General features: G+C 64.2%; 27 protein-coding genes. 11 read left to right on the top strand and 16 right to left on the bottom strand.

Going from position 1 to position 25,845, the window contains the following annotated elements:
- Nucleotides 1–69: 69 nt before the first annotated feature.
- Complete coding sequence (yghU, locus tag AC0L2Y_RS25755; protein ID WP_473560389.1) at nucleotides 70–957, top strand: glutathione-dependent disulfide-bond oxidoreductase; 888 nt, start codon at nucleotides 70–72, stop codon at nucleotides 955–957.
- Here the strand turns inward: yghU and AC0L2Y_RS25750 are convergent.
- From AC0L2Y_RS25750 to AC0L2Y_RS25740, 3 genes are all read right to left on the bottom strand, one after another.
- Nucleotides 954–1,748 carry a hypothetical protein gene (locus AC0L2Y_RS25750; protein WP_473560388.1) on the bottom strand — a complete coding sequence of 265 codons (795 nt, stop codon included), beginning with the start codon at nucleotides 1,746–1,748 and terminating at the stop codon, nucleotides 954–956. The two genes, yghU and AC0L2Y_RS25750, sit on opposite strands and share 4 nt — an antisense overlap.
- A gap of 377 nt (nucleotides 1,749–2,125) precedes the next feature.
- The gene (locus AC0L2Y_RS25745; RefSeq protein ID WP_473560411.1) at nucleotides 2,126–3,247 is read right to left on the bottom strand and encodes a KamA family radical SAM protein; all 1,122 of its coding nucleotides are present in this window, start codon (nucleotides 3,245–3,247) and stop codon (nucleotides 2,126–2,128) included.
- A gap of 192 nt (nucleotides 3,248–3,439) precedes the next feature.
- Nucleotides 3,440–3,610: a hypothetical protein gene (locus tag AC0L2Y_RS25740; protein ID WP_023675693.1), complete on the bottom strand. Its 171-nt coding sequence runs from the start codon at nucleotides 3,608–3,610 to the stop codon at nucleotides 3,440–3,442.
- Nucleotides 3,611–3,734: 124 nt separating this feature from the next.
- Here AC0L2Y_RS25740 and AC0L2Y_RS25735 point away from each other — a divergent pair, with 124 nt between their 5' ends.
- Nucleotides 3,735–4,166 carry an SAM-dependent methyltransferase gene (locus tag AC0L2Y_RS25735; protein ID WP_473560386.1) on the top strand — a complete coding sequence of 144 codons (432 nt, stop codon included), beginning with the start codon at nucleotides 3,735–3,737 and terminating at the stop codon, nucleotides 4,164–4,166.
- 61 nt (nucleotides 4,167–4,227) lie between these two features.
- On the opposite strand, the gene AC0L2Y_RS25730 is transcribed toward AC0L2Y_RS25735, so the two are convergent.
- Nucleotides 4,228–5,850 carry an ABC-F family ATP-binding cassette domain-containing protein gene (locus tag AC0L2Y_RS25730; protein ID WP_473560384.1) on the bottom strand — a complete coding sequence of 541 codons (1,623 nt, stop codon included), beginning with the start codon at nucleotides 5,848–5,850 and terminating at the stop codon, nucleotides 4,228–4,230.
- A 742-nt stretch (nucleotides 5,851–6,592) separates the two neighbouring features.
- Nucleotides 6,593–7,498: a LysR family transcriptional regulator gene (locus tag AC0L2Y_RS25725; RefSeq protein WP_473560409.1), complete on the bottom strand. Its 906-nt coding sequence runs from the start codon at nucleotides 7,496–7,498 to the stop codon at nucleotides 6,593–6,595.
- Between the two features lie 100 nt (nucleotides 7,499–7,598).
- Between AC0L2Y_RS25725 and AC0L2Y_RS25720 the strand changes: the two genes are divergently transcribed.
- From AC0L2Y_RS25720 to AC0L2Y_RS25710, 3 genes are all read left to right on the top strand, one after another.
- Nucleotides 7,599–8,339 carry an SDR family oxidoreductase gene (locus AC0L2Y_RS25720; RefSeq protein WP_473560383.1) on the top strand — a complete coding sequence of 247 codons (741 nt, stop codon included), beginning with the start codon at nucleotides 7,599–7,601 and terminating at the stop codon, nucleotides 8,337–8,339.
- Nucleotides 8,340–8,372: 33 nt separating this feature from the next.
- Complete coding sequence (locus AC0L2Y_RS25715) at nucleotides 8,373–8,576, top strand: tautomerase family protein (protein WP_473560381.1); 204 nt, start codon at nucleotides 8,373–8,375, stop codon at nucleotides 8,574–8,576.
- Nucleotides 8,577–8,672: 96 nt separating this feature from the next.
- Complete coding sequence (locus tag AC0L2Y_RS25710) at nucleotides 8,673–9,137, top strand: GFA family protein (protein WP_473560379.1); 465 nt, start codon at nucleotides 8,673–8,675, stop codon at nucleotides 9,135–9,137.
- 38 nt (nucleotides 9,138–9,175) lie between these two features.
- On the opposite strand, the gene AC0L2Y_RS25705 is transcribed toward AC0L2Y_RS25710, so the two are convergent.
- The 7 genes from AC0L2Y_RS25705 to AC0L2Y_RS25675 form a co-directional block, all read right to left on the bottom strand.
- A complete protein-coding gene (locus AC0L2Y_RS25705) occupies nucleotides 9,176–9,946 on the bottom strand; it encodes an exodeoxyribonuclease III (protein ID WP_473560377.1) in 771 nt (256 codons plus the stop codon).
- Between the two features lie 9 nt (nucleotides 9,947–9,955).
- The gene (locus AC0L2Y_RS25700; protein ID WP_473560375.1) at nucleotides 9,956–10,600 is read right to left on the bottom strand and encodes an alpha/beta hydrolase family protein; all 645 of its coding nucleotides are present in this window, start codon (nucleotides 10,598–10,600) and stop codon (nucleotides 9,956–9,958) included.
- 216 nt (nucleotides 10,601–10,816) lie between these two features.
- A complete protein-coding gene (locus AC0L2Y_RS25695) occupies nucleotides 10,817–11,488 on the bottom strand; it encodes a hypothetical protein (protein ID WP_473560374.1) in 672 nt (223 codons plus the stop codon).
- Between the two features lies 1 nt (nucleotide 11,489).
- The gene (locus AC0L2Y_RS25690; RefSeq protein ID WP_473560372.1) at nucleotides 11,490–12,584 is read right to left on the bottom strand and encodes a tetratricopeptide repeat protein; all 1,095 of its coding nucleotides are present in this window, start codon (nucleotides 12,582–12,584) and stop codon (nucleotides 11,490–11,492) included.
- The gene (gene ku / locus AC0L2Y_RS25685) at nucleotides 12,581–13,495 is read right to left on the bottom strand and encodes a non-homologous end joining protein Ku (RefSeq protein ID WP_473560370.1); all 915 of its coding nucleotides are present in this window, start codon (nucleotides 13,493–13,495) and stop codon (nucleotides 12,581–12,583) included. The genes AC0L2Y_RS25690 and ku overlap by 4 nt, the downstream gene beginning before the upstream one ends.
- A gap of 221 nt (nucleotides 13,496–13,716) precedes the next feature.
- Nucleotides 13,717–16,215 (bottom strand): DNA ligase D, encoded by a 2,499-nt coding sequence (gene ligD, locus AC0L2Y_RS25680; RefSeq protein ID WP_473560368.1) that lies wholly within the window; start codon nucleotides 16,213–16,215, stop codon nucleotides 13,717–13,719.
- 292 nt (nucleotides 16,216–16,507) lie between these two features.
- A complete protein-coding gene (locus AC0L2Y_RS25675) occupies nucleotides 16,508–16,732 on the bottom strand; it encodes a hypothetical protein (protein WP_473560366.1) in 225 nt (74 codons plus the stop codon).
- A 185-nt stretch (nucleotides 16,733–16,917) separates the two neighbouring features.
- On the opposite strand from AC0L2Y_RS25675, the gene AC0L2Y_RS25670 reads away from it, so the two are divergent.
- The 6 genes from AC0L2Y_RS25670 to AC0L2Y_RS25645 all read left to right on the top strand — a co-directional run bounded on the left by AC0L2Y_RS25670 (nucleotide 16,918) and on the right by AC0L2Y_RS25645 (nucleotide 22,530).
- Nucleotides 16,918–17,925: an aldo/keto reductase gene (locus AC0L2Y_RS25670; RefSeq protein ID WP_352564222.1), complete on the top strand. Its 1,008-nt coding sequence runs from the start codon at nucleotides 16,918–16,920 to the stop codon at nucleotides 17,923–17,925.
- 229 nt (nucleotides 17,926–18,154) lie between these two features.
- Complete coding sequence (locus AC0L2Y_RS25665; RefSeq protein WP_352867706.1) at nucleotides 18,155–19,105, top strand: substrate-binding domain-containing protein; 951 nt, start codon at nucleotides 18,155–18,157, stop codon at nucleotides 19,103–19,105.
- 226 nt (nucleotides 19,106–19,331) lie between these two features.
- Entirely contained in the window at nucleotides 19,332–20,924 is a 1,593-nt protein-coding gene (locus AC0L2Y_RS25660) for a sugar ABC transporter ATP-binding protein (protein ID WP_473560364.1), read from the top strand.
- Nucleotides 20,921–21,937 carry an ABC transporter permease gene (locus AC0L2Y_RS25655; RefSeq protein ID WP_473560362.1) on the top strand — a complete coding sequence of 339 codons (1,017 nt, stop codon included), beginning with the start codon at nucleotides 20,921–20,923 and terminating at the stop codon, nucleotides 21,935–21,937. The genes AC0L2Y_RS25660 and AC0L2Y_RS25655 overlap by 4 nt, the downstream gene beginning before the upstream one ends.
- A gap of 97 nt (nucleotides 21,938–22,034) precedes the next feature.
- Nucleotides 22,035–22,340, top strand: coding sequence for a hypothetical protein (locus tag AC0L2Y_RS25650; protein ID WP_473560413.1), 306 nt, complete (start codon nucleotides 22,035–22,037; stop codon nucleotides 22,338–22,340).
- Nucleotides 22,252–22,530 (top strand): GNAT family N-acetyltransferase, encoded by a 279-nt coding sequence (locus tag AC0L2Y_RS25645; RefSeq protein ID WP_473560361.1) that lies wholly within the window; start codon nucleotides 22,252–22,254, stop codon nucleotides 22,528–22,530. The genes AC0L2Y_RS25650 and AC0L2Y_RS25645 overlap by 89 nt, the downstream gene beginning before the upstream one ends.
- Nucleotides 22,531–22,722: 192 nt before the next feature.
- On the opposite strand, the gene AC0L2Y_RS25640 is transcribed toward AC0L2Y_RS25645, so the two are convergent.
- The 4 genes from AC0L2Y_RS25640 to AC0L2Y_RS25625 form a co-directional block, all read right to left on the bottom strand.
- Nucleotides 22,723–23,352: a DUF982 domain-containing protein gene (locus AC0L2Y_RS25640; RefSeq protein WP_473560359.1), complete on the bottom strand. Its 630-nt coding sequence runs from the start codon at nucleotides 23,350–23,352 to the stop codon at nucleotides 22,723–22,725.
- The gene (locus AC0L2Y_RS25635; protein WP_473560357.1) at nucleotides 23,349–23,564 is read right to left on the bottom strand and encodes a hypothetical protein; all 216 of its coding nucleotides are present in this window, start codon (nucleotides 23,562–23,564) and stop codon (nucleotides 23,349–23,351) included. The genes AC0L2Y_RS25640 and AC0L2Y_RS25635 overlap by 4 nt, the downstream gene beginning before the upstream one ends.
- 104 nt (nucleotides 23,565–23,668) lie before the next feature.
- The gene (groL, locus tag AC0L2Y_RS25630) at nucleotides 23,669–25,300 is read right to left on the bottom strand and encodes a chaperonin GroEL (protein ID WP_473560356.1); all 1,632 of its coding nucleotides are present in this window, start codon (nucleotides 25,298–25,300) and stop codon (nucleotides 23,669–23,671) included.
- Nucleotides 25,301–25,358: 58 nt separating this feature from the next.
- Nucleotides 25,359–25,673 (bottom strand): co-chaperone GroES, encoded by a 315-nt coding sequence (locus AC0L2Y_RS25625; protein ID WP_023718103.1) that lies wholly within the window; start codon nucleotides 25,671–25,673, stop codon nucleotides 25,359–25,361.
- Nucleotides 25,674–25,845: the final 172 nt, after the last annotated feature.

Raw genomic sequence — 25,845 nt, 5'->3', positions numbered from 1 at the left:
GTTCCTCCGCCATTACCCAAGTTGATACTCTGATATCCTCCCAACCCAACCCTTCCAAAGGCCTCCCGAATGAACGACTACGCAACGGACCAATACACGCCGCCAAAAGTCTGGACCTGGAACAAGCCAAATGGCGGCGCCTTCGCCAGCATCAACCGGCCGATCGCCGGCCCGACGCATGACAAGGAGCTGCCGGTCGGCAAGCATCCGCTGCAGCTTTATTCGCTGGCGACACCGAACGGCGTCAAGGTGACGATCATGCTGGAGGAACTTCTGGCGCTCGGCCACAGCGGCGCCGAATACGACGCCTGGCTTATCAGGATCAACGACGGCGACCAGTTCGGCAGCGGCTTCGTCGAGGTCAACCCCAACTCGAAGATCCCGGCCATGATGGACCGCAGTGGGAAAAAGCCGGTCCGCATCTTCGAATCCGGCTCGATCCTGCTCTACCTCGCCGAAAAATTCGGCGAATTCCTGCCGACGGAGCAGCCGGCTCGCGCCGAGACCCTGTCATGGCTGTTCTGGCAGATGGGCTCGGCGCCCTATCTCGGTGGCGGCTTCGGCCATTTCTACGCCTATGCGCCGACGAAGATCGAATATGCCATCGACCGCTTCGCCATGGAAACCAAGCGGCAGATGGACGTGCTCGACCGGCGCCTCGCCGAAAGCGAGTATTTAGGCGGCAGCGACTACACGATTGCCGACATTGCGGTGTGGCCCTGGTATGGCGGGCTGGCCAAGGGCCGCATGTATGACGATTCCGGCGAGTTCCTGCAGGTGGAGCAGTACAAGAACGTGCAGCGCTGGGCCGACGCCATCGACGCGCGGCCGGCGGTCAAGCGCGGCCGCATGGTCAACCGCACCTTCGGCGAGCCTTCGATGCAGCTGCACGAGCGCCATGACGCCAGCGATTTCGAGACGAAGACGCAAGACAAGCTCGCGGCGGCCAAAAGCTAAGCGGACGACGCGCCGATCTCCCGCCTTGTGGGGGAGATCGGGAGCTTCGGCTGGCCCGCCTCCACCGCCGCCATCCACAGCCGGTCGATGCTGGCCAGGAATTTCTCGTCGAGTTTGTCGAGGTGCTTCCAGTACATGCCATCCTCGAAGAAATAGCCGAGTTCCTTCTCGATCCTGTCGGCCTCCTCCGCCTGATCGAGCCGCAGCCCGGCAAGCATCTCCGCCTTCATTTCCGAAAGCTGCGAGGAAGAAAGCGCGCCGAGTTCATCGAGCGTCAGCCGCGGGAAGATCAGCCGGCTGCGGGGCAGGTCGGATAGGTTGACGCACAGGCAGCCGCGCCGAAGCGCATGGATGAGCAGGCGGGCCGACTTCGCCTCGAGATTGCGCAGGGTGACGTCGTTGCGCAGCGGATCGGCGCGGCCGACGCCGTAAAAATGCGTGTTGCCGGGCTGGTCGTAGATCATGTCGCAGCCAAGGAATGCCAGCACGTCCGGCTTCTGGCTGTGGATCGTCCAGTAGGCCGCCGTCATCGACATAGTGCCGCCGGCATAGACGAAGCCGCCAAAGCTGTTTTGCGCCGGCACGTAATGCGAGGCGCTGAAGATCTGCGCCTGCTGCAGGGGATCGCCTTGCGGCATCCGCTCCGCCGGGAAATCGCCGGCATGGACGAGGAAATCCCAGTCAGGGCGCACGCGCCAGGCGTTGTTGATGGCGACAATCTTGCCGAAGGCCTGCTTGGGCCAGGCCGCGCAGCGCACCACATCCGGGGCGCTGCCGATCAGCAAGATCACATTTGGCGTTCCGTCGATCACCACAACCCTCTCGACCGGCCGAAATGCGTCTCGATGCCGCCCGGTTGAACAGCTTTATAGCCTCAGCACCGCATCGAAACACCGGCCGGATTTAGGCTGACATCAACAAAAGCGAGCTTTGCCAGCCGATTGTAAAATGTGCCCCTAGGCACCGTCGTACAAGCAGCAGGCAGGTTTTCCCGCTAGCCCAAAAACGACGACATCAGTTGGGCGATATATATTAGTTGACTAAACTAGCGGAACGTCCAATGCACATTCCCAGAACCGAACATGTCCTGTCTAGACCATGATATCTATATGGGACATTACTACATAAGCTGAACGCGACCTCGACGGTTCGGCGGCTGCGCGCCCCCCTACTCCCCAGCAACCTCCCTGTACGCCCGCACCGCCCCATCCTGGCCACGTATCCGCCACGTCTCCCCCTCCCGGGCCTCGAGATAGGACTGGCCGAGCGGCACTTTCCCTCCGCCGTCCGGCAGGTCCAGCACGTAGACGGGATTGCAGATGCCCGACAGGCGCGCACGCAAGGCGCTGACCAGCGCCTGGCCCTCGGCGATCGTGGTGCGCCGGTGCGCCATGCCGCGCACGAGATCGCCGTGGTGCAGGTAATAGGGTTTGACGCCAAGGCGATACATCAGCTCGCGGCACAGCTCTTCCAGCACCTCCACCGTGTCGTTCACGCCTTTCAGCAGAACGCTCTGGTTCAGCAGCACGAAGCCGCCCTGCCGCAACGTGCGGCAGGCCCGCTCAGTCGCCTCGGTGATTTCGCGTGGGTGGTTGAAATGGGTGACGACGGTGACCATCAGTCGGCCTTGCAGGGCTTGAACCAGCCCGCCGGTGACGCGCGACGGCAGCGCGACGGGCACGCGAGTGTGGATGCGCAACAGCCGCACATGCTGGATCGCCTCGACGCGGGCACGGATTTCCGCCAGCGCCTTATCCGGCAAGGACAGCGGGTCGCCACCGGTCAGGATCACCTCGCGGATTTCCGGATGGGCCGCGATATAGGCGAAGGCTTCATCGAGAGCTTCGCGCGTATAGCCGCGGCCGATCGAGGTCAGCTGCTCCTTGCGAAAGCAGAACCGGCAATAGACCGCGCATTGATAGGTCGGGAACAACAGAACCCGGTCGGCATGTCGATGCGTCAATCTCGGCACGGGACTGAAGGGGTGGTCGGCGATCGGATCGTCGAGCTCGCCCTCCTGTTCTGCCAGTTCGTCGGGCGACGGGATGACCTGAAGCCGTATCGGATCGGCGGGGTCGTTCCAGTCGATCAGGTCGAGATAAGACTTGGGAATGCGAACCTTGTGGCGCGTGGCCGCGGCTTCGGCCGCCGCCCGCTCGGCCGGCGACAGCGGCAGCGAATCCAGATCGCCTATATGCCGCACGCCCTCGCGGACATCGTCCTGCCATGCGGCATCCGCCTCGCGAGCGCGCCGGTCATCGGCTGCCACGCCGGCCGCATCGACCGCCATGCCGGCGTCGGGGATGTCGGGATGTGAGGTCATCGCAGGCTCCTTGAATTTCGGGCCGGGGTACAGCATTGGAGCCAGGACTTGAAGGCAATAAGCGGTGTTTGGCCGGGTTGGAGGGCGCGGCAGGAAGCCACAACCGGCCACTGATCAGGACAATCGCCCACATCGCTGACGCAAAACATTAGCTTGCTCTTATATTAGCTTGAGCGTATACACATAAACGGCCGGTGATCTACCCCCCAACCGGTTAGGCTCGGCGCCAGTTCCCTCCCTACCCCTCAGGTCAACGACGCCGGGCCGCTCGGGGTCCGCCCGGTCGCCCGCGGTCGAGACCGGATCGTCGACCTCTTCGATGTCGATCATTCCCCCTCCTCAACCAGTACCCAAAACACCAGCTGACCCCATCGGCAATGCCCGCGTCTCTCGGCCTTCCCGTCGCCGGGCGTGGTCGCTAATCTCGGATCGCGAAAAAGCTGGAGAAGAGGGTATGGCGAACGACTTGTCGCCAAGGCTTTTGGCCATCGTCGATGCGCTGCCCTTGCGGCAGGGCATGCGAGTGCTGGAGATCGGCTGCGGACCGGGTGCCGCAGCGCGCGAGATCGCGCGCCGGATCGGCGACGGGCACGTGCTGGCGATCGACCGCTCGGCCAAGGCCATCGCACAGGCCGGGGCCGCCTCACGCGCCGAGATTGCGGCAGGCCGGCTGAGTCTTCGCCAGGTCGCCATCGAGGATTTCGAGTTGGAGGCGGACGAGAAGCACTTCGACATTGCCGTTGCGGTGCGCGTCGGCGCGCTGGACGGGCGTCATCCCGAAGCAGGAAAAATCGCCCTGCAACGGCTCGGCGCCGCGTTGACCGCGCAAGGCCGGCTGTTCATCGACGGCGGCGATCCGCTGCGCGAAATTGCGATACACGTCTGAGCAGCTCATGCTTTCGCTTCCGGAATCGAGCGCTAGGTAACCGTTAGCGGCAGAGCCGGCCTCAGCTCCGCAACCCCGGCGCCTCCTGCCCGGTGCGCTCGACATATTCGGTATAGCCGCCGCCATAGGTGTGGATGCCCTCGGGCGTCAGTTCCAGCACCCGGTTCGACAGCGCTGCCAGGAAATGGCGGTCGTGCGAGACGAACAGCATGGTCCCCTCGTACTGCGACAGCGCCGTGATCAGCATCTCCTTGGTGGCGATGTCGAGGTGGTTGGTCGGCTCGTCCAGCACCAGCAAATTGGGCGGGTCGAACAGCATCAACGCCATCACCAGCCGCGCCTTCTCGCCGCCCGACAGCACGCGGCATTTCTTCTCGATCTCGTCGCCGGAAAAGCCGAAGCAGCCGGCCAGTGCCCTGAGCGGCGCCTGACCGGCCTGCGGAAACGCGTCTTCCAGTGTCTGGAACACGGTGCGCTCGCCCTCCAGCACTTCCATGGCGTGCTGGGCGAAATAGCCCATCTTGACGCTGGGCCCGCGCGCCACCGTGCCATTGTCCGGCTCGGAAGCGCCAGCCACCAGCTTCAGCAGCGTCGACTTGCCGGCGCCGTTGACGCCCATGATGCACCAGCGCTCGCGGCGGCGCACCTGAAAATCCAATCCCTCGTAGATCGAGCGGCTGCCATAGCCCTTGTGCACGTTCTTCAGCGTCACCACGTCCTCGCCGCAGCGCGGCGCCGGCTGGAAATCGAACGACACCTTCTGGCGCCGCTTGGGCGGCTCGACACGGTCGATCTTGTCCAGCTTCTTCACCCGGCTCTGCACCTGGGCGGCATGCGAGGCACGTGCCTTGAAGCGCTCGATGAAGGCGATCTCCTTGGCCAGCATCGCCTGCTGGCGCTCGAACTGCGCCTGCTGCTGCCGGTCGGCAATCGCGCGCTGCTGCTGGTAGAATTCGTAGTTGCCGGAGTAAGCGGTCAGGGAACCGCCGTCGATCTCGACCACCTTGTTGACGATGCGGTTCATGAACTCGCGGTCGTGGGAGGTCATCAGCAGCGCACCGTCATAATTCTTCAGGAACTGCTCCAGCCAGATCAGGCTTTCGAGGTCGAGATGGTTGCTCGGTTCGTCGAGCAGCATGGCGTCGGGCCGCATCAAAAGGATCCTGGCCAGCGCCACGCGCATTTTCCAGCCGCCCGACAGCTTGCGGACGTCGCCGTCCATCGTCTCCTGGCTGAAGCCGAGGCCGTCCAGCACCTCGCGGGCACGCCCATCCAGCGCGTAGCCGTCGAGCTCCTCGAAGCGATGCTGTGCCTCGCCGTAGCGGGCGATGATCTCGTCCATTTCACCGGCGCAATCGGGATCGCCCATGGCATGCTCGAGTTCGCGCATCTCGGCCGCCACTTCGCTCACCGGCCCGGCGCCGTCCATCACTTCGGCAACGGCGCTGCGGCCGGACATGTCGCCGACATCCTGGCTGAAATAGCCGATGGTGACGCCGCGATCGACCGAGACCTGGCCTTCGTCGGGTTGCTCCTCGCCGTTGATCATGCGAAACAGCGTCGTCTTGCCGGCGCCGTTAGGCCCGACCAGCCCGACCTTCTCGCCCTTCTGCAACGCCGCGGAGGCTTCAATGAAGACGATCTGCCTGCCGTTCTGCTTGCTGATGCTTTCGAGACGAATCATGGTTTTCCGGGAAAGGCCAAAGGAGAGGTCCCGCGCCAATACGCGATAGGCCGCGCTTGCGGAAGCCCGCAAGTGGCGAGGCGCCCCGCGCCAAATTGTCTGAACCCTACTTGCGCATCGCCCGCCGGAATCGCTCGTCCAGCTGCTGGAACTCGGCAAAGAGCCTATCGCATGCCCGGCGACCCGCTTCGCATCGCATAGTCCGTGTTTGGTACAAACTGCCCTGCCGGTCCCTGCTGAGGTGATTGCAGGTTATGGCGGGATACGCCTGTTCGGTGGGCCTTGTGAAACTCCACTGCGTCAGCCCGTCAGCAGAAACGAACAGTTCGAAGCGCGATGAGGCAGCAACCCGACGCAAGGCTGGAGACGCCCTCACCTGCTTGACCAGATCCATTGCGTCAGCACCATGGAAACCGCACATCGTCGACGGCCCATGAGCGTCGCGGTGGATGCCTTCGTCCACCGTCTGGGCGTGCGAGGCGCCGTAGGTTGCGAGCATAATCGCGCCGACTATAAGAAATCTTCTCACTGGAGCTTCCCTATTGGCTACTGCATTCGGTCAACACGTTGGTTGCAGCAGGACCATCACCCGATCCGGCCGGTCACCTCATGGGCGCCGGCGGCGCGCCCGCCCTCAAGTCGCACCGGCTCGCCGCCCGGTCCCGATCTTGTCACTAAACCCAAGCGTGATATCTATCTCGTCCGATCGCCCTTCGCAAAGTAGCCGGCGGCCGGTGCACGATCACAGCCGGCCCGATGTCCCATCCTCGCCAAAAATCCCGGTTACCCAGTCGATGAACACGCGTACGCGCGGCGCGAGCTGGCGGTTCTGCGGGTAGAGCGCCGACAGCGGTGTCGGTGACGGCGGGTAGTCCGGCAGCACTTCGACAAGCGTGCCGCGTGCGAAATCCCCGGCGAAGCGGTAATGCGGCGCCTGCACCAGGCCGAAGCCGAGACGCGCCAGCTCCGCCATCGTGTCGGAGCCGTTGACCGTCACCCGGCTGGGCAGGCTGACATATCGCAACGCGCCGCCGACGGTGAATTCGAGCGGCATGACCTCGCCGGTTCGCGACGAGCGGAAGCCGACCATCAGATGGCCTTCGAGATCGTCGAGGGTTGCCGGCACGCCATGCTTTTCGAGATAGGCGGGGCTGGCGCAGGTGACTTCGCGCAATGTTGCCACCCGCCGCACGATCATGCCGCTGTCGGCCTGTTCGCCGGAACGCAGCACGCAGTCGATGCCCTCGCGCACCAGATCGACCAGCCGGTCGCCGTCGCCGATATGGAGGTCGATCCCGGGATAGCGGTCGAGGAATTCGGAGAGCCGCGGCAGGATGAAATGGCGGGCCATGAAGCCGTGCACGTCGATCCTCAAAAGGCCCTGCGGCTGCGCCGATTGAAAGCCGGCCTCGGCATCCTCGACATCGGCAAGGATGGCGAGGCAGCGCTGGTAATAGGCCTGGCCGTCCAACGTCGGCCTGACATGGCGCGTGGTGCGTTCGAGCAGCCTCACCCCCAGCCGCGCCTCGAGGTCCTTGATCGCCTCGGTCGCGGTCGATCGCGACATCGACAGATCGGCGGCCGCCGCGGTGAAGCTGCCGCGCTCGATCACACGGGCAAGCAGGCGCATCCGGTCGAGACTGTCCATCGCCATTGTTCGCCATATCCGAATGGTGTTGGCAAGTCCCGAGCGATTATCCCGCAGGATTTATCGCCTATTTTCAGCCGACAAGAATTGGAGAGCTGACATGGCTACGCGGAATGGAAAGGTGGCGCTGGTAACCGGCGCCTCGAAGGGTATCGGCGCCGAAATTGCCAGAAGGCTGGCACGCGACGGCTTTTCGGTCGTCGTCAACTATGCCAGGGGCGCCGAAGCCGCCGAAGGCGTGGTGCGCGGGATCGAGGCGGCAGGCGGCACGGCGATCGCCGTCCAGGCCGATGTCGGCGATCCCAAGGGCGCGGCGCATCTGTTCGACGCAGCCGAGCAGGCCTTTGGCGGCCTCGACGTGCTGGTCAACAATGCCGGCATCATGAAGCTCGCGCCGATCGCGCAGATGGACGACACCGGTTTCGAGCAGCAGGTCGCGGTGAATCTCGGTGGCGTCTTCCGCGGCATGCGCGAGGCCGCAAGAAGGCTGCGCGAGGGCGGCCGCATCATCAGCTTCTCGTCCAGCGTGGTCGGGCTCTACCAGCCGACCTACGGCGTTTACGCTGCCACCAAAGCCGGCGTCGAGGCGATGACCCATGTGCTGGCCAAGGAACTCGGGCCGCGCGGCATCACCGTCAATGTCGTGGCGCCGGGGCCGGTGGCCACCGATCTGTTCCTCGGAGGCAAGTCCGAGGCACTGGTCGAGACGATCACCAGGATGATCCCGCTCGGGCGGGTCGGCCAGCCTACCGACATCGCCGCCGTGGTGTCGTTCCTCGCCGGACCGGACAGTGGCTGGGTCAACGGCCAGGTGCTGCGCGCCAATGGCGGCACGGTCTGACTTTACCTCCACAACCAACAGGAAATCGACATCATGCCGTTTGCAAATTTCAAGGTGCCTGAGCGCGCGCTGTCCGTCGGACAGAAGGAGGACCTCGTCCACAAGACCACAGCCCTGTTCGTCGAGATGTTCGGCGAAGGCGTGCGCCCTTACACGATGGTGCTGATCGAGGAGGTCGCCGATGGCGGCTACGGCCGCGCCGACGTGGTGTTCACGATCCCTGGGGGAAGGACGTGAAGCTGCCGATCTCCTCCCTCGTGGGACCGTCAAGGGGGAGATTGCAGCTTGGCGGTCGCGCGCTAGATCGCTGGCAGAGCTAACGCGAGGCTAGCAATGGACGATTGGAAGCTACCTTGGGACGGCGGTTGCCTGTGCGGCGGAATACGCTTTCGCATCAGCGCCCCGCCTTTGCTGACAATGGCGTGTCACTGCACCGGCTGCCAGAAACTGAGCGCCAGCGCGTATTCCCTGACCATCGCTGTGCCCAGCGACGGTTTCGCCATAACGCAAGGCGAGCCGGTGCTCGGCGGCCTGCACGGCCCGCACCGGCAGCTCTATTGCCCGCACTGCAAGAACTGGATGTTCACGCGTCCGCATGGCCTGGATTTTCTCGTCAACATTCGTGCGACCATGCTGGACGAGCACCATTGGTATGTGCCTTTCGTCGAAGTCTTCACGTCGGAAAAGCTGCCCTGGGCTTCGACCGCCGCTACCCACAGTTTCGCTACGCAGCCCGACCTCGAGGGATACGCCCCTTTGATCGAGGCCTTCGCCCGCGAAGCGGCGCGGCCAACCTGACTGTCCGCCGCCCGGAAGGCGACGCCAGCTTTCGTGCCTCACTTCAACTCCACCCAGACAGGCGCGTGGTCGCTGGCGCCGGTCTCGCCACGCACGTCGCGATCGATGCCCGCCGCTACCAGCCGGCGCGACAGCTTCTTCGAAAGCAAGATATGGTCGAGCCGCAGGCCGGCGTCGCGCGGCCAGCGATTGCGGCGATAGTCCCAGAATGTGTAGAGCGTCTCCGTCGGGTGCTTCTTGCGCAGCGCGTCAAGCCAGCCCTGGTCGAGCAGCCGCTGGAACGATGCCCGGCTTTCCGGCTGCACCAGCGCGTTGTCGTCATAGGAGCGGGTCGGGTAGATGTCGCGCGGCTCGGGCACGATGTTGTAGTCGCCGGCCAGTACCACCGGCAGGGCGGTGTCGAGCAACTGCGCCGCATGCGCCTCCAGCCTCTCATGCCAAGCGAGCTTGTACTGGAACTTCGGGCCGGGCTGCGGGTTGCCGTTCGGCGCGTAGAGCGACGCGACGACGATACCGTTGACCGCCGCTTCGATGTAGCGCGCCTGCTGGTCGCTATCGTCGCCGGGCAGCGCCTCGCGGGTCAGAACGGGTTCTGAGCCACGCGACAGGATGGCGACGCCGTTCCAGGTCGGCTGCCCGACCCAAACCGCGCCGTAGCCGGCGGCCGCCAGCGCGGTGCGCGGAAACTGCGTCTGCCTGGTCTTGAGCTCCTGCAGGCAGGCGATGTCGGGTTTGGCGGCGGCCAGCCATGCGAGCAGGTTCGGCAGCCGGCCGTTGATGTTGTTGACGTTGAAGGTGGCGATCTTCATCGGCCTGCTTCAGCGCACGATGCGTTCGGTCCACGCCTTCACCGCATCAGCGAGCGTCTTCAGATGATCGGCGGTGGAGAAACCGGAGATGTTTTTGCGCGACTTCAGATCATGGTCGCCGTCTTCCAGCCAGAATATCTCGATTGCGTCTGACAGAGCATAGGTCGCGACCTCGTCTTTGGTCCCGAACTCGTCGCGCGTGCCCTGGAAGATCAATGTCGGCGTCTTGAGATCGGCGAGGTGTTTTGTCCGAAGCTGCGTCGGTTTGCCCGGCGGATGGAAGGGATAGCCGAGGCAAAGCAGGCCCGAGATCTCGCCCTTCGAAAACATCTCGTCGGCGATCATCGAAGCGACGCGTCCGCCCATCGACTTGCCGCCGATGATCAGCGGACCCGTCACGCCCTTCGCCCGGAGGTCGGCGATCGCCTTGATGTATTCCGGGTTAACCGTCTCGGCGCGCGGCGGCGGCTTGCGGTGGCCATAGCGGCGGGCCGCCATGTAATGGAATTCAAAGCGCGCAACGCGGAAGCCGGCCGCCGCGAGCGCTTTTGCCGTGGCGGTCAGCGAGGGCGAGTCCATCGAAGCGCCTGCGCCGTGGGCGAGCAGGATAGTGATGGCAGCGGTTTCGGGGCCGTCGAAGAGAAAGGTGGTCATGGGGTGGCCCGCAGATAAAGGCCGAGTTCCTTCGCACCCCCCTCTGTCCTGCCGGACATCTCCCCCTCAAGGGGGGAGATTGGATGACGTCGGCGTTTTCCCCAACCACCAAAGCTGAAAGGCACGCGGAGCGCCGAAGCTGCCGATCTCCCCCCTTGAGGGGGAGATGTCCGGCAGGACAGAGGGGGGTGTTTAAGCGCAGGCATTGCGATCCTTTTATACGGAGCCCCCACCGCAAACCTGTAGCTGAAGATACTCGACCTGAGCGGCCAGAAATTCGGGCCAGCCAGTCGCATCAATGTCACCTACCCATTTGCAAGCAACCTCACGCCCGTGAACCTGTTCCAGCAGGCAGAAATATGCTGTATCACGCCATGAGCCGCACAATTGTTCATTGCCGTCCATCACTTCCAGCGCTGAGGCCCAGGTAAACCATTTCCTGATCCATGCGCCGACCTTGCCGTCAATGTCGGTAACGCATCGGACTACAAACGCATCGAGATCCACTTCATTCGCCACCCAGAAGGTATCCCGACCTTTGACGAAATCCCCGTCAATGGTATCGAAACCCACCCTGAGAAATGGATGGCTCAGTTGTCGAGAGCTTTTGGTCTTGAACTGAGCTGAACTCGGATCCTTGATCTCATACCAAGCATCAAAATCCTTCCATAGCCTAGAAAACTTCTTCCATTTGAAAACGGCTGCGATCGAACAGTCGTATTGGCCATATCGGCGGTCCGTATAGCAATCCAACTCGATGCCAAAATCGGTCAGGTTATCTACTGTCGAGACGATGAGCTTGGTGCCGTCCGGTTTGAACCAACCCTCGCCAAGTCGCGTATGTAGCTCGTCAGCAACCCGTATTCGAATGGTCTTTGCGTCGAGCATCTCAGGAAGCCGACATCCGCGCCAGCTGCAAATCGACGAACTGTATCCCCTTGGCCGCCATGCGCGCCCATTCGGAATTGGCATCGAGCTCGAGATAGCGCACCCAGCGACGCTGCGCCTCGGCGAGATTGCCGGCGTCGAACTCCAGCCTCGCAAGGTTGAACACCGCATCGGCGTACTTCGCATCCAATGCGATCGCCTTGAGCAAATGGCGGCGCGCCGACGCCACCCGCCCCTCTTCGCTCATCAACCCGGCGAGATTGAACCAGGCCTCGACGAACCCGGGATCGAGCTTTATCGCGCGGGCATAGTCGTGCGCCGCCTCCGCCGCGTGGCCGGCGGCGCGCAGGCAGTTGGCGCGGTTGAAAGCGGCGATGGCATCGCTCGGGTCGATGGCCAGGCAGCGCTGGTAGAGTACCGCGGCCTGCTCGTGGTCTTCAGCCTCTTCCGCCGCCTCGGCATCGGCGAACAGCTCTTCCAGTGTGTCGTCATCCTGCGAACCCAAATCGAACAGCAGCTGGCCGTCGAGCTCGCTCTGACCGCCCTCGAGATAGATCGCATCGGCCCGCCCGTGCTGCGAGCCGACATTGAGCGACTTGGCAGTGAGCGAAGCGATCGGGCCCGAGCGGTGCACCGACCGTGCGATCGCCCCCCAAGAGGCGCCGCCGGCGACCAGCCCGGCATATTTGCGGGCGAGGATCAGGTCGCGGAAGGAATACGGTTCACAATCATGCTCGAAGGCATCGAACAGCGACAAGAAGTCGAGATCCGCGCCGGTCAGCCGCGACTGGTCGATCAGCGACTGCCGCGACAGCGCCGAAGCCTCCGGCGCCTTCATCAGCCCGAGCAGGCGCAGGAAGCCGTTCTCGCTGACCAGCCTGCGCCCGGCTGCACGTTCCGCAGCGACGCGGCGCTCGATCTCGCCATCGCCGGCCCTGGCGAGCAACATGCGGCCCAACACGACATGGGTGGTGCGCCGAGTGACGCCGCGCCGCAACTGGCCGTGCTGGCGCTCGACCTCGCGCGTCGCCAGCCTGAGCGGAAAGGCCGCCAGCGCGCCGACGATGCCGAAGACCGTGCCGGCGAGAGCCGTCACGCCTTGCTCTTGCCGACGGCTTTGAGAAGGTTCGCCTTGAGCGGGTTTTCCTTGGTCGCGCCGGCCCCGGCCTTGGCGGATTTCGCCGCAGGCTTGGCGGTTTCATCGGCCTTGCTCTTCGACTTGGCCGGCGGCTTGGCCGATTGCGACAGGCTCGCCTTCAGCGCATCCATGAGATTGATGACATTGCCGCGCTCAGGGGCGGCCGCGATGATCGGCTTGTGGCCCTTGAGCTTCTCGCGGATCATCGTCATCAGCGCGATCTCGTAGCGGTCCTCGTAATTCTTCGGATCGAAGGTGGTTTCCTTCTGCTTGATCAGCGCTTCGGCCAATTGCAGCATTTCCGGATCGGGGTTTCCGGCCGGGATGTTGCCGAAATATTCAGCCGTGCCACGCACTTCGTTCGGATTCCTCAAGGTGCAGACGAACATGCCGCTCTCGCGCGCGCCGATCGTCACGACGCGCTCGCGGCTGGACAGCACCAGGCGCGCGATCGCCAGCTTGCCGGATTTGCGCATCGCTTCGCGCAGCACGGCAAAGGTCTCCTCGGCCATTGCGCCATCCGGCGCCAGGTAATAGGGCGCGTCCTGGTAGATGACGTCGACCGAATGCTCGTCGACAAAGGCCTCGATGTTCATCGTATGGTTGGATTCAATGCGCACCGCATCGAGATCGGTATCGTCGATGATGATGTACTGCTTGTCCTCGTATTCGTAGCCCTTGACCAGGTCCGAACGCTCGACCAGCCCGAGCTCGGGGTCGACCGGCTTCATGTTGATGCGGTTGTGCGTCTTCTTGTGCAGCTGGTTGAAGCTGATGCGCTCGCTGGCGCTCGTCGCCGGATAGAGCCGGACCGGACAGCTGACCAGACTGAGCTTGAGGTAACCCTTCCAACTTGCCCTGGGCGCCATGAAATACTCCTACGCGGCCTTGTGCTGTCGAACTGTTCGCAGCGTTCATTCGTCCGCAGGACGAACGGGGCTGCCGAAATCCTACATTGCCCCTTACAATACCGGCAAATCCCTAGCGAAATCTTCCTCCGCTGGGAGCCGCCTGCAGGCAAGAGGTCCGTCGCGAAGAATAATTCAAATTTTCCGGAGCGTCGATGGAGTCTGGCGCCGCGCCCGCAGGACTACCTCGCGGTGCCTATCACCGGCAAATCCCGGGCGAAATCTTCCATGTCGGCCCAGGGATCGCCTGACGTCGCCAGCAGGCCCGGCAGCGACGAATAATTCAGATCCTGCGGAGCGTCGATGGTCTCCAGATCGCTCCAGCTGACCGGCGTCGAGGCCGGCAAATTGGTGCGGGCGCGCAGCGAATAGGGAGCCGCCGAAGTGTGGCCGCGCGCATTGCGGTGATAATCGATGAAGATGCGTCGCTTGCGGTTGTCCTTGCCCATGGTGGTGGTGAAAGTGTCGGGCGCGGTGGCGGCAAGATGCGTGGAGATGGCGCTGGTCGCCTGGTGCAGTTTCTTCCAGTTCTGCTTTTGCGTCACCGGCACTGTGATGTGGATGCCGTGGCCCCCGGAGGTCTTGGCGAACGGCACCAGCCCTAGCGCTTCCAGCTCGCCCTTAATATGCACCGCCGCCTCCACCACCTCGCGCCAGACGATCCCCTCGCCCGGGTCGAGATCGAAAACGATCAAATCGGGCTTGTCGAGCCGCGTACGATGGGTGCCCCAGGTGTGGAACTCGACGACACCGAACTGCGCCAGAGCCAGATAGCCCTTGGCGTCTTCCACCGAGAGATAGGATTTGGTCTCGCCCTCCGAATTGGTCGCCTCGAAGGTCGCCACCGAGGAAGGCATGCCGGTGAAGGCGTGGCGCTGGAAGAAACAGTCCTGCGGTCTGCCGGTCGGGCAGCGCACCAGCGACACCGGCCGGCCAAGGATATGCGGCAGCATGAAATCGCCGACCAGCGCGTAATAGACTGCGATGTCGAGCTTGGTCGGGCCGGTCTTGCCGAACAGCCGCCGCGTCGGGTTGGTCACCCAGATTGTTGCGAGGTCGGCCTCGGCGATCAGCCGCTTGCGCTTGGCCGAAACCGGCGTCGACAGGCCGACGTCGCGCAGGCCGCGGAACACCGCATGGCGCAGCGCATTGTCGGTGGTCCGGTTGGCGTAGTGGATATGCGCCGAAAGCAGCGGCCGCACCCAGTTCATCTCGCGCATGATTTCGCGGGGAACCCCTTCGGGCGCGGATGCACCCGCCCTTAGCGGCTCCAGCCGCGCCAGCAATTCGCCTGCGGTCGCGGCATCGAAGCCGGTGCCGACCTTGCCGCGATAATGCAGTTCGCCGTCTTCGAATTCACCGAGGCCAAGCGCAGCCAACCCCTCTGCCGCAGCGGAGATCGTGTAGCCGGCGATGACAAAGTCGCCGGTCTGGAGCGCCTTGGTCTTGGTCCAGGTCTTGGTGCGGCCGCTCTGGTAGATTGCCGTGGCGCGCTTGGAGACGACACCCTCGAGCCCCATCTCGGATGCCTGGTCATAAAGCGCCTGGCCGTCGCCCTCGACATGATCGCTGAGCTGGATGGCCGAATTGGCGCCGAGACCGGACAGCAGTTGCGAAAGCAGCGCCTTGCGCCGGCGGAGCGGCGCTTGTCTCAAGTCCCAGCCGTCGAGATAGAGAAGGTCGAAGGCGTAGAAGTGGAGCTTGTTGCCGGCGCCTTCGGCGAGCGCGTCTTGCAAAAGCGCAAAGCGACTGATGCCCTTGGCGTCGAGCGCGACGACCTCGCCGTCGATGATCGCCTCGCGGCACGGCAGCCTGGCGAATGCAAGCGGCAGGTCGCCATAGCGCTTCGTCCAGTCGAGGCCGGCGCGGGTGATCAGCCTGACCTTCCCGTCGGAAACATGCGCCATGGTGCGGTAGCCGTCGAACTTGATCTCGTGCAGCCAGGCTTCGCCCGTTCGGGCGGCGGGGTCATCGCCGCCCGGCGGCTTCGGAACCTGCGTAGCCAGCTGCGGCTCGATCCGGGAAGGCGGCGCCGCCTTGACGGCGCCCGGCAAAGCGCCGGGTTTCAGCACCATCGGCCTGGCAGGTTTGGCGGCAGGCTTCGGCGCTGCCACCAGCTCCTCGATGCGGCGTCCGGATTTGACGCTTTCCGAGCGGGCTTCCAATATGTCGAGTGTGGCGTCGGCGGCGAGATCACGCTCCTTGAACAGCAGCCAGTTCTTCTTGCCCTCATCCTCGCCGGGCTTCGGTTTCAGCCGCGTCAGCATCCAGCCGCCATTCAGCTTCTCACCGGCGAGCCTGAACTTGAAGGAACCGGTGCGCAAACTCTTTTCGACATCGTCCATCGGCGCCCAGACGCCGGTATCCCAGACGATCATCGGCCCGCCGCCATATTCGCCTTCGGGAATGACACCTTCGAAGTCGATATATTCGAGCGGATGGTCCTCGGTCTCGACCGCCAGCCTTTTGTCGGCGGGATTGAGCGACGGGCCGCGCGGCACCGCCCAGCTCTTCAGCACGTCGCCGACCTGCAGGCGCAGATCGTAGTGATCGGCGGTGGCGTGATGCTTGTGGACGACGAAACGATTGCCCTCACCGGCAACCAGACCGCCGGCTGGTTCCGGTGTCCTCGTGAACTCGCGCTTGGCGCGATAGGTCTTCAGCTTGGAGGGAGCGGTCATGGGCTCGACCAAAGCACGGCAGCCAAGTGCAAACGTCTCGTTCCTTCGCGCCCCCCTCTGTCCTGCCGGACATCTCCCCCACACGGGGGGAGATTGGATGTCACGGCGACCTTCGCTAATCTTCGACGTTGCAGAAGGAGGGCTGGCGCCGAAGCTGCTGATCTCCCCCCTTGTGGGGGAGATGTCCGGCAGGACAGAGGGGGGCGCGACAGAACTCTACGCCGGCTCGAAAAGATGGATGCTAACTGCATCAGGTGACTAGCCGAAACATCGCTGCCACCAATCGCCACGCTCAATCGTCGGTGGCCGGCGTCAATTCGAGCTCGGCCGGCGACAGGCCCTGCTGCAGCTGCCTGAGCCGGAATTCGTCGACCCAATAGGCCTCGCCGTCGACCAGCACCCGCGCGCTGTAGCTGCCGGCCGAAAAACGCTGCGCGGTGATGTAGACCTTGTGGCGATCGAGCGCGTTGCGCACCGCGGCGCGCTTGGATTTCTGACTGGCGACGGAACTGGCCATGCTGGTTGCTCACGCACAAGCCGCAAGGCGGCGTGCCTTAAGGATGGCCGAGAGCGGGTCGGCTGTCAATTTGGCGGCCGCTGCGAGCCCTCGCGCGGTGGCGCCTCCCGCTCTGTGGAAACCGAGCCGGTGCGCTATATTGAACCTGGCGGCTTGGAAAGCGATGCTGATCCGGAGAACTTCACATGACATTGACGATGCGCAAACTCGGCAGCCAGGGGCTGCAAGTCTCGGCAATCGGTCTCGGCTGCATGGGCATGAGCCAGTCCTATGGCCCGGCCGATGAGGCGGAATCGACCGCCACGCTGCACCGCGCCATCGAACTCGGCTGCACCTTCCTCGACACCGCGGAAGTGTACGGGCCGTTCACCAACGAGGAACTGCTCGGCCGCGCGCTGAAGGGCCGGCGCGATGAGGTGACGATCGCGACGAAATTCGGCTTCCGCATTGAAAACGGCAAGCAAGTCGGCACCGAGCGCGACAGCCGGCCCGAACATATCCGCGAGGCTTTGGAAGGTTCGCTGAGGAGGCTCGCCACCGACCACGTCGACCTCCTCTATCAGCACCGCGTTGATCCGGCGGTGCCGATCGAGGATGTGGCGGGCGCTGTCGGCGAGCTGATCGCTCAGGGCAAGGTCCGCTTCTTCGGCCTCTCTGAAGCCGGCGCCGCCAACATCCGCCGGGCGCATGCCCTGCATCCGGTGTCGGCAGTGCAGAGCGAATACTCGCTGTGGGAGCGCAATCTGGAGCCGGAAATCATTCCGCTGCTGAAGGAACTCGGCATCGGCCTGGTGCCGTTCTCGCCGCTCGGCCGCGGCTTTCTCACCGGCGACGTCAGGCGCGCCGAAGACTATGCGGAGGGCGATTACCGGCGCGGCGATCCGCGCTACCAGGGCGCCAACTATGACGCCAACATGCAGGCGGCGGCCACGGTACTCGACATCGCCGCGGCGAAGCGCGTCAAGCCAGGTCAGATCGCGCTGGCCTGGCTGCTCCACAAGGGGAGCGACTTCGGCATCGACATCGTCCCGATCCCCGGCACCAAGCGCAGAAAATACCTCGAGGAGAACGTCGCCGCGGCTTCGATCAGGCTGGACCCAGCCGAGATGCAGGTGCTCGACGACGCGCTGGCGCCGGGAAAGGTCGCCGGTCCGCGCTACGGCGAGCGCACCATGGTGATGATCGATCGGTAGGTCTTGCGTTCTCCCGTTCTTGCGCAAAGCTCCGGCCTTGGCTAGCATCCGCCGGCCGGCATCGAGCGGAGGAGAACGTCGCGGTGGACCGGCTGGAGCGCCGTTGCGTCCCTTCAAACACGAGTTGGGCGCTCAAAGGACACTCCATTTATGAATCGACGCAAGGAACCTTCCGGAAATCCCATTCCGGTTCCGGGGTCGTGCGCTCATCTGGGAGGAGACTAAATTGATCAACAGACGTGAATTCCTGCTGTCGTCCGCGGCGATGGGCGCCTTGGCGCTGGCCGCTCCGCAATTGGCTATTGCCCAGGACAAGCTGACCATTCTTGGTTCGGTGCCGAGCCTCGGCTTTCCGTTCTTCGTGCACATGCTGAACCAGATCAAGGCGGAAGCCCAGGCGCAGGGCGTCAACCTGATCGAGAGCGACGGCCAGAACTCGGCGCCCAAGCAGACCGCCGATATCGAAGCGGCACTGGTGCAAAAGGTCAACGCCATCGTCATCTCGCCGCTCGACGTCAACGCGCTGGCCCCAGCTATCGAGGAAGCGGTGAAGGCCGGCGTTCCCGTCGTCACCATCGACCGCCGCGTCGAGGGCGTCGAAGGCATCCTCGCCCATGTCGGCGCCGACAATGTCAAGGGCGGCGAGGCCGAAGCACAGGCCATGGTGGCGGCGTTCCCGAACGGCGCCAAGATCTTCCATCTGCAGGGTCAGCCCGGCGCCGGTCCGGCGATCGACCGCAACAAGGGTGTGCACAACGTCCTCGATCCGATGAAGGACAAGTACCAGATCATCTTCGAGCAGACCGCCAACTTCGCCCGCGCCGAGGCGCTGTCCGTCACCGAGGCCGGCCTTGCTGCCAACGGCAAGCCCGACGCGATCATCTGCGCCAATGACGACATGGCGCTTGGCGCGGTTGAAGCCTGCGCGGCGCGCAACTTCACCGACGTCAAGATCTATGGCTTCGACGCGCTTCCCGAAGCGCTGGTCGCCGTGCGCGACGGCAAGCTGGCCGGCACGGTCGAGCAATTCCCTGGCGAGCAGTCGCGCACCGCGGTGCAGATCGCGGTCGCCTACGCCAGGGACAAGACCGAGCCGAAGGAAAAGCTGGTGCTTTTGACGCCGATCGTCATCGGCAAGGACAATCTCGACAAGGCGGAGAGGCTGGGCGAGACGAAGTAGGGGGCCCGCAGCAGCAAAAGTAGCGTTCTGTCGCGCCCCCCTCTGCCCTGCCGGGCATCTCCCCCACTTGGGGGGAGATCGGCAGCTTCGCCGATAGCGCCGTTTTTGCAGCGCAGGAGATTGGCGAAAGCCAAGGTGACATCCAATCTCCCCCCTCGTGGGGGAGATGCCCGGCAGGGCAGAGGGGGGCGCTGTCCCGCCATCAATCGCAAATTGGGAGTAACCTTTGCCCGCGACTGAAGCCACTGCGCCATCACCCTCTCCCGCCCTCCTCACCGTCGAGGGCGTGACCAAGCGCTTTGCCGGCGTCACCGCGCTGAACGACGTTTCGCTCGAAGTCCGCCCCGGCGAGATCCTCGGCCTGCTCGGCGAGAACGGCGCCGGCAAATCGACGCTGCTCAAGATCCTGTCCGGCGTGATGCCGCCGTCCAGCGGCCGCATCGTCTTCGATGGGGTCGAATTCAGCCCGCACAATCCGCAGGATGCCAAGCGCCACGGCATCGTCACCATCTACCAGGAACTGAGCCTGATCCCGACGCTGACCGTGGCGGAGAATATCTTCATCGGCCGCGCGCCGCTCGGCCGGTTCGGGCTGGTCAGCTGGCGGAAGATGGAGGAAGATTCGCGCGCGATCATCGCTCGCGTCGGCCTCGACCTCGACCCGGCGACGCCGGTGTCGGCGCTGTCGGTGGCCGAGCAGCAGCTGGTCGAGATCGCCCGTGCGCTGTCGCTGAAGAGCCGCTTGATCATCATGGACGAGCCGACCTCGGCGCTGACCGAAACCGAAGTGCACAGGCTGATGTCGATCATGGGCCGGCTGCGCAAGGACGGCGTCGCCATCATGTTCGTCACCCACCGGCTGGAAGAGGCATCGGCGATCTGCGACCGCATGACGGTGCTGCGCGACGGCAGGCTGGCCGGCCATCTAGACCGCGAAGGTGGGCCGATCAAGCTGCCGAAGATTATCGAGAAGATGGTCGGCCGCGCCGCTTCCGAGCTCTATGCCAGGCCGACGCAGCGCGATGTCGCCGGCGACGTCCGGCTCTCGGTGCGCGGCCTGCGCACGGTGCGCGATCCGCAGGCGCCGCACGCGATCGTGCTCGAAGGCGTCGATCTCGACCTCAAGGCGGGCGAAATCCTCGGCGTCGCGGGGCTCGTCGGCTCCGGCCGCACCGAGCTCGCTCGCGCCATCTTCGGCGCCGACCGCATTGCCGCCGGCACCATCAGGCTCGACGGCAAGCCGATCGCGCCCGCCTCACCCGCCGATGCCATCGAGCTCGGCATCGGGCTGGTGCCGGAAGACCGCAAGCACCAGGCGATCTTCGCAGCACTCGGCATTCTCACCAATTTTTCCGTCGCCGCGCTCGACCGCTACTCCAATGCCGCCGGTTTCATGGCCGAGCGGCGCGAGCGAGAAGCGCTGGCGAACTACAGGAAGATGCTGTCGATCCGCATGGCCTCGCCCGAGCAGGCGATCGAGGGACTGTCCGGTGGCAACCAGCAGAAGGTCATCCTTGCCCGCTGGCTGGCGCGCGACCCCAAGTTGCTGATCGTCGATGAACCGACGCGCGGCGTCGATGTCGGCGCCAAGGCTGAGGTGCACCAGATCCTGGTGGAGCTCGCGGCGCGCGGCATCGCCATCATGATGATCTCCTCCGAGCTGCCCGAAGTGCTTGCGGTGTCGGACAGGATCGTCACCATGCGGCGCGGGCGCATCACCGGCGAGATGCCCGGCGTCGAGGCGAACGAGGAGAAACTGATGGAACTGATGGCGCTGGACCAGAAGCAGGAAGACCAGAAGCAGGAAGCAACGCAATGACCAGCACGACCGAACGGAGCCAGCGCGGCGGCGTCAATATTGCGCGCCTGCTGATGAGCTTCGGCCCACTGATGTTCCTGGCGTTGCTGATCGTCGTCTTCACCGTGCTGAAGCCGAGCTTCATCGACCCGATCAACCTGTTCAACATCATGCGCCAGATCTCGATCACCGGGCTGATCGCGCTCGGCATGACCTTCGTCATCCTGACCGCCGGCATCGACCTGTCGGTCGGCTCGCTGCTCGCCTTCTGCGGCATGGTCGCGGCGGTGGTAGCCAAAGGCGGCACCGCCAACACGCTGTCGCTGTCGACAACGGGCACGCAAGGCTATGGCTGGTTCGCCGCCCTTCTCGCCGCCGTCGTCGTCGGCGCCATGGCCGGCGGCGCCCAGGGCTTTGCCATCACCAGGCTGAAAGTTCCGCCCTTCGTCGTCACGCTTGGCGGCCTCACCGTGTTTCGCGGCCTGACCTTGACAATCTCCAATGGCGGCCCGATCTCCGGCTTCGACGCCTCGATGCGCTGGTTCGGTACCGGCCTGATCGGCCCGGTTCCGGTGCCGGCGATCATCTTCGCGATTGCCGCAATCCTTTGCCACATCGTGCTGCGCTACACGCGCTACGGCCGCGCGGTCTACGCCGTCGGCGGCAATGCCGAGGCCGCGCGCCTCTCCGGCCTGCGCGTCGACCGCATCCTGATCTCGGTCTACATCATCGTCGGCTTCTTCGCCGGCCTTGCCGCCTTCGTTTTGTCGGCGCGGCTCAACTCCTCCGAAGCCGTCGCCGGCATCGGCTACGAGCTGACGGTGATCTCGGCGGTCGTCATCGGCGGCACCTCGCTGTTCGGCGGCATCGGCAGCGTCGGCGGCACGGTGGTCGGTGCAGGACTGATCGGCGTCTTGCAGAACGGGCTGCAGTTCAACAACGTCTCGTCCTACACGCAAAGCATCGTCATCGGCCTGATCCTCATCCTCGCCGTGGCCTTCGACCGCTGGCTGAAATCGCGGGTAAGGCGGTGATACAGGTGCCGTACCTATCCAGGTCGGCGGGACAAGCACCTCTCTGTCCTGCCGAACATCTCCGCTCAAAGGGGCAGGTTTCTGAGGCGAGGTGCCAATGACTCAAATAAGGACCATGACCGAACAGGAAATTCCGGCGGTGTCGCGGCTGCTGGGCCAATCCTGGCGACACATCTATTCGCCGATTCTGGGTGCCGAGACCACGGCACGGCTTTCGGACGAGAGGCACGCGCCGGAGCGGCTGGCGGCCGAGCTCGGGGATGACAGCAAGATGTCCTTCGTCGCCGAGCGGGCTGACGGCTCGCTCGCCGGTTATGCGATGGCCGCGATGGACGACAAGGGCGAGGTCACTCGAGCGGCTGCATATAGGCAAAAGCGAGTACGGTACCGGCCTTGCCGCTGACCTGCTGCATGCCGTTCTTGCCGCGCATGCGGGCATTCCCAGCATCGCGCTGGAAGTGATCGACGGCAACGACCGCGCAATCGCCTTCTATCGCAAGCACGGCTTCGAGGTCGTCGAGCGCCGGCCGGCTGCACACGGGGTGGGCGGCCACGCCTCGCTGATCATGCGCCGGCTGCTGCCGATGGCTTAGCAGGCGAAAGCGGCTGAGCGGTAATCTCCCCCCTCGAGGGGGAGATGTCGCCGAAGGCGACAGAGGGGGTCGCCTCGGCTGGCGCGATGCCATGCGAGAGAAGGTTGGCGTTTCACGCGCGGCGACCCACTCTGTCCTGCCGAACATCTTGCCTCGAGAGGGGAGATTGGCAGCTTTGCCGACAGCGCCAGCTCAGGCCGGGGCGTTGACACGCTGTGGGCGCGTTGCCCAGTCGGCAACCGTCGCGCCAGCAACGCTCTCGCCGGCAACCATCCCGGTCGTCTGCGGCGCAAGCAGGTCGTTGCGGCGGGCGAAGGCGACGAAGGTGGCGCGCGCGGTTTCGGCGTCGATCTCTCCTTCCAATGCGGCACGGCACGCTTTTGCGGCAATGTCGTGCGCCGCCGTCCGGCTTGCCGCCGGCCACTCAGCCAAAAGCGCATGGGCCTCAGCCGCGCTTTCTATCTTCGTCGGCGTACCGAGGCCGGTGAGGATGGTAACCGGCTTGTCGAACGAAGCACGATCCATGACACTCTCCTTTCCTGGCTCACTCGGCTCCTTTCGGAACTCAACCGCGCGGGCGCTTCGATCCGCCTGCAGGACGGCGTCGATCGGCGAATGCGATACGGCTTGCATGCCCGGCCGCGGCAGCAGCCGATGCACCTTGACCAGCGCCTCGAGCCAGGCCGCCACGCCCAGCGGCGGATGTTCGCGCCCGTAGAGCCACGCCTTTGCCTTGGCTATGGGATACCCCGCCTCTTCGGCGAAATCGTTTTCCGACCACCGCAGCAGGCGCAGGCATTCGCGCATCCGCGCCGCGATCATTTGCGCTCCTCCGTGCCGGCTCCCACGCGTTGAGCCGACAGAAACATCAGCGTGTAGGCCGCCTTGTGGCGGTCCCAGCCGGCCGACTCGGCCATATCCAGCAAGCCGTCGACCAAAGGCGCCAGCGCTGCCCTGCAATCGGTCTCATAGTTGAAATCGTTCTTCGGGCGGGTCGGCGCCGCGATCTTTCCAAAACTGTCCATCATATCCATGGCAACACCTGCTCAGCATTAGTACCGGACCGGCAAGACCGTGCCCGCTTTTGGCGGACACGGTCCATCTGCCGTTTTCGAAATCGCGCCTTGGAAGCCTGGCCTTAGAAGTCCATGCCGCCACCGCCCGGCATCGGAGGCATGGGCGTTTCCTTCTTCGGCTTCTCGGCCACCATCGCCTCGGTCGTCACCAACAGGCCGGCAACAGAGGCGGCACCCTGCAGCGCAGTGCGCACGACCTTGGCCGGATCGATGACGCCCTGCCCGTACAGGTCGCCGAACTCGTTGGTCTGGGCGTTCCAGCCATAGCCGAAGTCGGTCGTCTCGCGCAGCTTGCCGACGATAATCGAACCTTCCGCACCGGCGTTCTCGGCGATCTGGCGCACCGGCGCTTCGATGGCGCGACGCACGATGTCGACACCGGTCTTCTGATCGGGATTGTCGACGACGACGTTATCGAGCGCCTTCGCCGCCCTCAGCAGGGCCACGCCGCCGCCGGGCAGGATACCCTCCTCGACCGCCGCGCGTGTGGCGTGCATGGCGTCGTCGACGCGATCCTTGCGCTCCTTGACCTCGATCTCGGTCGAGCCGCCGACGCGGATGACGGCGACACCGCCAGCGAGTTTGGCCAACCGCTCCTGCAGCTTCTCGCGGTCGTAGTCGGAGGTGGTTTCCTCGATCTGCGCCTTGATCTGGCTGATGCGCGCCTGGATTTCATCCTTGCGGCCGGCACCGTCGACGACGGTGGTGTTCTCCTTCTCGATCAGCACCTTCTTGGCGCGGCCGAGCATCTCCAGTGTGACGTTCTCGAGCTTGATGCCGAGGTCTTCCGAGATCGCCGTGCCGCCGGTCAGGATGGCGATGTCTTCCAGCATGGCCTTGCGGCGATCACCGAAGCCCGGCGCCTTGACCGCTGCAACCTTCAGGCCGCCGCGCAATTTGTTGACGACCAGCGTCGCCAGCGCCTCGCCTTCGACGTCCTCGGCGATGATCAACAGCGGCTTGCCGGATTGCACGGCGGCTTCGAGCACAGGAAGCATGGCCTGCAGGTTGGACAGCTTCTTCTCGTGGATCAGCACATAGGGTTCTTCGAGTTCGACGCGCATCTTTTCCTGGTTGGTGATGAAATAGGGCGAGAGATAGCCACGGTCGAACTGCATGCCTTCGACCACTTCCAACTCAGTCTCAGCGGTCTTGGCTTCCTCGACAGTGATGACACCCTCATTGCCAACCCTTTCCATCGCCTCTGCGAGGAAGCGGCCGATCTCGGCATCGCCATTGGCAGAGATGGCGCCGACCTGAGCGATTTCGTCGTTCCTGGTCACCTTGCGGGCATTGGATTTCAGGTCGGCGACGACGGCGTCGACCGCCTTGTCGATGCCGCGCTTCAAATCCATCGGGTTCATGCCGGCAGCGACCGCCTTGGCCCCTTCCCTGACAATGGCCTGAGCAAGAATCGTCGCAGTCGTGGTGCCATCACCTGCGGTGTCGCTGGTCTTCGAGGCGACCTCGCGCACCATCTGCGCGCCCATATTCTCGAACTTGTCCTCCAACTCGATTTCTTTGGCGACAGTCACGCCGTCCTTGGTGATGCGCGGCGCGCCGAACGACTTGTCGAAGACGACATTGCGGCCCTTGGGACCGAGCGTTACCTTCACCGCATTGGCGAGAATATCGACGCCGCGCAGCATTTTCTCGCGGGCTTCGGTATGAAATTTCACATCTTTGGCAGCCATTGGATCACTCCTTCGAATAGGCAGCTTTCGTTGACCGGAATGCTTGTTCAGGCCCCGCTCAGGCGGCCCTCTTCATCTCGCCGGCGCCCTCGATAACGCCCAGCACGTCGCTCTCCTTCATGATGAGCAAATCCTCGCCATTGAGCTTGATCTCGGTGCCGGACCATTTGCCGAACAGGATGCGGTCGCCGACCTTGACGTCGAGCGGCTGCAACTGGCCGCTGTCGTCGCGCGCGCCCGGACCGGCGGCAATGACCTCGCCTTCCTGCGGCTTCTCCTTGGCGGTGTCGGGGATGATGATGCCGCCGGCGGTCTTCTCGTCGACCTCGATGCGGCGGACCAGGATACGGTCGTGCAATGGACGGAACGTCATGTCGTTCTCCTCTCGGGACAAACAAATTTTCGAAAATCCTCCTGACCGGACCGGTAATATCGGCCCGGCACGGGGTGCGCGACCCTTCATCAGGCATCGCGCGCATACGAACTAGTCGCGCTTTTTTCAGCTTTCAAGAGGATCAGGCAAAAATTTTAGCACTCGGCACCTG

The organism is Mesorhizobium sp. WSM4830 (assembly GCF_055811495.1).
Note: the sequence above shows the minus strand (reverse complement) of the source record. Positions and strands in the feature narration are given on the sequence as shown.

Coding starts and splice junctions, on each gene's coding strand:
- yghU (WP_473560389.1), top strand. CDS start 70: ATGAACGACTACGCAACGGACCAATACACGCCGCCAAAAGTCTGGACC.
- AC0L2Y_RS25745 (WP_473560411.1), bottom strand. CDS start 3,247: ATGGCGGTCGATGCGGCCGGCGTGGCAGCCGATGACCGGCGCGCTCGC.
- AC0L2Y_RS25740 (WP_023675693.1), bottom strand. CDS start 3,610: ATGATCGACATCGAAGAGGTCGACGATCCGGTCTCGACCGCGGGCGAC.
- AC0L2Y_RS25735 (WP_473560386.1), top strand. CDS start 3,735: ATGGCGAACGACTTGTCGCCAAGGCTTTTGGCCATCGTCGATGCGCTG.
- AC0L2Y_RS25730 (WP_473560384.1), bottom strand. CDS start 5,850: ATGATTCGTCTCGAAAGCATCAGCAAGCAGAACGGCAGGCAGATCGTC.
- AC0L2Y_RS25725 (WP_473560409.1), bottom strand. CDS start 7,498: ATGGACAGTCTCGACCGGATGCGCCTGCTTGCCCGTGTGATCGAGCGC.
- AC0L2Y_RS25720 (WP_473560383.1), top strand. CDS start 7,599: ATGGCTACGCGGAATGGAAAGGTGGCGCTGGTAACCGGCGCCTCGAAG.
- AC0L2Y_RS25715 (WP_473560381.1), top strand. CDS start 8,373: ATGCCGTTTGCAAATTTCAAGGTGCCTGAGCGCGCGCTGTCCGTCGGA.
- AC0L2Y_RS25710 (WP_473560379.1), top strand. CDS start 8,673: ATGGACGATTGGAAGCTACCTTGGGACGGCGGTTGCCTGTGCGGCGGA.
- AC0L2Y_RS25705 (WP_473560377.1), bottom strand. CDS start 9,946: ATGAAGATCGCCACCTTCAACGTCAACAACATCAACGGCCGGCTGCCG.
- AC0L2Y_RS25700 (WP_473560375.1), bottom strand. CDS start 10,600: ATGACCACCTTTCTCTTCGACGGCCCCGAAACCGCTGCCATCACTATC.
- AC0L2Y_RS25695 (WP_473560374.1), bottom strand. CDS start 11,488: ATGCTCGACGCAAAGACCATTCGAATACGGGTTGCTGACGAGCTACAT.
- ku (WP_473560370.1), bottom strand. CDS start 13,495: ATGGCGCCCAGGGCAAGTTGGAAGGGTTACCTCAAGCTCAGTCTGGTC.
- ligD (WP_473560368.1), bottom strand. CDS start 16,215: ATGACCGCTCCCTCCAAGCTGAAGACCTATCGCGCCAAGCGCGAGTTC.
- AC0L2Y_RS25675 (WP_473560366.1), bottom strand. CDS start 16,732: ATGGCCAGTTCCGTCGCCAGTCAGAAATCCAAGCGCGCCGCGGTGCGC.
- AC0L2Y_RS25670 (WP_352564222.1), top strand. CDS start 16,918: ATGACATTGACGATGCGCAAACTCGGCAGCCAGGGGCTGCAAGTCTCG.
- AC0L2Y_RS25655 (WP_473560362.1), top strand. CDS start 20,921: ATGACCAGCACGACCGAACGGAGCCAGCGCGGCGGCGTCAATATTGCG.
- AC0L2Y_RS25650 (WP_473560413.1), top strand. CDS start 22,035: ATGACTCAAATAAGGACCATGACCGAACAGGAAATTCCGGCGGTGTCG.
- AC0L2Y_RS25645 (WP_473560361.1), top strand. CDS start 22,252: ATGCGATGGCCGCGATGGACGACAAGGGCGAGGTCACTCGAGCGGCTG.
- AC0L2Y_RS25640 (WP_473560359.1), bottom strand. CDS start 23,352: ATGATCGCGGCGCGGATGCGCGAATGCCTGCGCCTGCTGCGGTGGTCG.
- AC0L2Y_RS25635 (WP_473560357.1), bottom strand. CDS start 23,564: ATGGATATGATGGACAGTTTTGGAAAGATCGCGGCGCCGACCCGCCCG.
- groL (WP_473560356.1), bottom strand. CDS start 25,300: ATGGCTGCCAAAGATGTGAAATTTCATACCGAAGCCCGCGAGAAAATG.
- AC0L2Y_RS25625 (WP_023718103.1), bottom strand. CDS start 25,673: ATGACGTTCCGTCCATTGCACGACCGTATCCTGGTCCGCCGCATCGAG.